Below are 3,354 nucleotides of genomic sequence, written 5' to 3' on the forward strand. Positions count from 1 at the left end.
TACCGGGACGAAGGTGTTCTTCGCCGATCCCCACTCGCCCTGGCAACGACCGACGAACGAGAACACGAACGGGCTGCTGCGTCAGTACTTCCCGACTTGTATTGGGGGTAGCGGTGTTCGTGATCGGGTTGGCCGCCCGTAACGTGCCGCAGGACGCCGGGCAGGCTGACTCGAGTACTTCCTGCCGCCCGCAGGGGCTGGCTCTCTCTTTGGGCCCTGTCTCATATTCGGTGGTGACGGAGCGTGGTGCTATCCGAGGAGGATGCGGTGCCGAAGCAGGGTGAAGCCTGCTCGTCCGTGCATCTGGCGTGCGATCCGTTTGGTCTTGGTGTTCACCCCCTCGGTGGGGCCGTTGCTGTACGGAAGCGTGAGGGCGGCGTCTACGGCTTCACGGTCTCGTTCCAGACCTCGAGTGAAGGCATGCAGGTGGGGCAGGTCGGCGCCGCGGACCTGGGTGGCCCATGGCGTGAGCGCGTCGGCGTTGTCCGTGCGTGGCGTCAGGAGCGGAGCGAAGTCCCTGATGCTGGCTGCCAGTTGGATCATCTCAGGGCAGGCAACGGTGAGCTTGGCCAAGAGCTCGTGTTGCTCGGCCTTGAGGTTGTCGGGCCTGGTCAGCAGCATCCGGGCGAGCCTGCGCGGGGAGATGTGGCTGCGTTCGGCGTCCGCGCGGCCCTGGTTGATGCACTTGTGCAAGAGGTTGAGGCAGCCGGTGAAGCCGAGGGCTTTGATCCTTCGAAGAGGTGTTTGACGGGGACGCCGGGATCCTCGGTCCGGCGTTTGCGCAGGTGCTCGCGGTAGGGGTCGACGAGGCTGGCGCGGTACTTGGGGACGCGGAGCATCCGCTCGGGCCGATCGGCACGGGCATAGCGTTTGACGGTGTTCAGGGCCAGTTCCAGGCGGCGGGCGCATTCGAGCAGGCCGACGCCCTGGTCGAGCAGACCGTGGACCTGGTGCCAGCGTTCCAAGGTGGTCTGGGCGCGGGGTCCGTCGTAGATGGGTGCGTCCAGTACGGTGGCCCAGCAAGTGCTGTGCGCCTTGACCTCGCTCAAGACGGCTTCGCACAGGTTGTGCCACAGATGCCACAGATCACCGACCTGCGTCGCCCGGGGCAGGGCGCGGCGGATGGCCTCGGCGTAGGTCGCGGAGCCGTCCCGGCACACGATCTCGATGTCCGGATGCTCGCGTAGCCATGCTTCCAGGGTGTCGGCCGTGCGGTCGGGCAGCACGTCGATCCGCTCGTGGGTCTCGGCATCGATGATCACGGTGGCGTAGCGGTGCCGTCGGCGCAGGGCGAAGTCGTCGACGCCGATCACACGGGGCACCCGCCCGGTGGGCAACGGGATGCGTAGCAGGGCGCGCAGAGCCGTGTGACGCGAGACGCCCGCCGCGAGTATCGCCAGCAAACGTGCCCCCGCCCGGCCCGCTAACTCCTTGACCACCGCCTTGACTTGCCTGGTCAGGCGGGTGGTGCGTCGCTGGTATCGCTCCAGCACTCCGGGCACCTGCTCGCGGAAGGTGTGGCGGCAGCCGCCGGTGGGGCACACCAGACGCCGTACCCGCACGCGGACTACCACCCGCCGTCCGTCGACCGCCACGTCAGCCACAGTCCGCCAGTGATAGCCGTGCACCCGCTCCGACGACGCCCCGCACACCGGGCAGGCCGCAGTGTCTTGCGGAGTCCGTGCCCGCACCACGACTCGCTCGCCTCGTCGACCACATCCTCGATGACCAGTGGGGACAGCCCTGAAAACACCGTCTGCACAAGCTCGTTGGCATCATTCGCATGGATACCAACGACACCTCACCACTCTGCGTCACCACCGAATATGAGACAGGGCCGAACGATTTACAGTCCCGTGTCTGCTGAAGAGGCTCAGTAGGTGCTGTCGTTTCGATACGTGCGGAATGCACATATCGCTATGGTCCGATTATCGCGGGTGTCCTCGATGGTCATGTTGACGATCTCGTCCGTGGGGTCTTCGGCCTTGTGTAGCGTGTGCAAGGTCAGCCGCAGTACGGCATCGAGATCGGCGTTGCCAACGTAGCAGATCTTTGATTCGAGCATAGTTCGGTCGAGGAAGGCCCGGCTGGAGCGGCCGAGATGGTGCCACAGGCGCAACAGTGCTCTTTCGGTGATCGCGAAGTAGGCGCCGAAGTACAATAACCCGGCTCCGTTTATGTCCCGTGTCGGATCCACTCGGTGGGTGATAGTGAATTTGTCACCGAATGGAACGTAGTCGGCCGCCGGGGCGGGCGGGGGGAAGTTTCCCATGGTGCGAGCTGTGGTGCACACACGGCGAGGGGAGTATCGCTCGGGAAGCTTGGATAGATGGGTGTAGGTGAAGTCCTCAGGAGAGGAACGTACCAGGCCGATGTTCGAGTTGCGGTGACCGCGCGAGATCCAGTGGTTGAGGTTTTCCGCATACAGGCAGTCAGGCCGTGGCCGCTCGTAGAACTCTTCTGGGGTGAGTACGGCACCGTCCCCCCGGGTGTTATTGTCGTGGCAGATACGATGCAGGGTTAGTACGGACTCACTGCCCCAGGCGAAGACTCTGGAGAGGACCTCAAGCCGGTCGCCGAACGTGATCTGTGCCGGGCCGAGCTCGACCCCTGCGTGCAACCTGTAGTAGTAGAACGACAGGTAGGTGGGCCGTCCGTGGCGGTCGCGGGCCTTGCCCACATCGGTGTCACAGACAGCGCCGACCGTCTCCCAAGTCCAGTCACCGATCTGACCGATCAGCAGGGACGTCGGCCCGCACATGCCAGGCTGGACGGTCACCCGGCGGTGCACCGTGTCGGTATCAATCCGCTCAGCGGTCACAGCTCCAGCTAAGAGGCGCTGAGCGATCGGTTGGGGCGTCAGTGACGGCCCGAGCCGTTCTGGAATCGGATCTGCGGTGAAGTGGTCAGACATCCCGTGCGTCCTCGTCTGCTGTAAGTAGGAGTAAATAGGGGCACCCCATGGGATTTAAGTCTTCTGTGAATTCCCTTCGCTGAGCCACTTCAGCACGGGGGTGTAGCGTTGTACATGATGCGCTAAGCAAAACATCCATCACATTAAGAGACATTGTGCCCTTGTGAATTTGGGTACTGGCTGAGGCGCTTACGCGTTATTGACGTGGCGGCTCTACTCTGCCTCGATCTTTCTTGATGGGCCGTCGACGAAGTCGACGGCCGGCGTCGTCAAGTTGAGGAGCGGGGTGAGATGATCTTGGTGTAGATCGTTGTGGGAGGGGATGGTCGTGGAGTCGCCGTCGTACATGGAGCCTTTTCAGCGGTAGCTCTCCAGAGTGAGGACGGCTTTGGCGGCGGTGGTGAGCCAGGTGGGGATGCAGCTGGCATGGCGGAAGATCC

Annotated in this window: 1 protein-coding gene and 1 pseudogene; both read right to left on the reverse strand. The window is 63.7% G+C overall.

What is annotated here, in order from left to right; translation table 11 throughout:
• Window positions 1–249 precede the first annotated feature (249 nt).
• Window positions 250–1,789: pseudogene (locus ACZ7HQ_RS44930) on the reverse strand (ISL3 family transposase).
• An 84-nt stretch (window positions 1,790–1,873) separates the two neighbouring features.
• Entirely contained in the window at window positions 1,874–2,914 is a 1,041-nt protein-coding gene (locus tag ACZ7HQ_RS44935; RefSeq protein ID WP_471003283.1) for an LnmK family bifunctional acyltransferase/decarboxylase, read from the reverse strand.
• Window positions 2,915–3,354: the final 440 nt, after the last annotated feature.

The organism is Streptomyces sp. NPDC037290, from assembly GCF_055603245.1.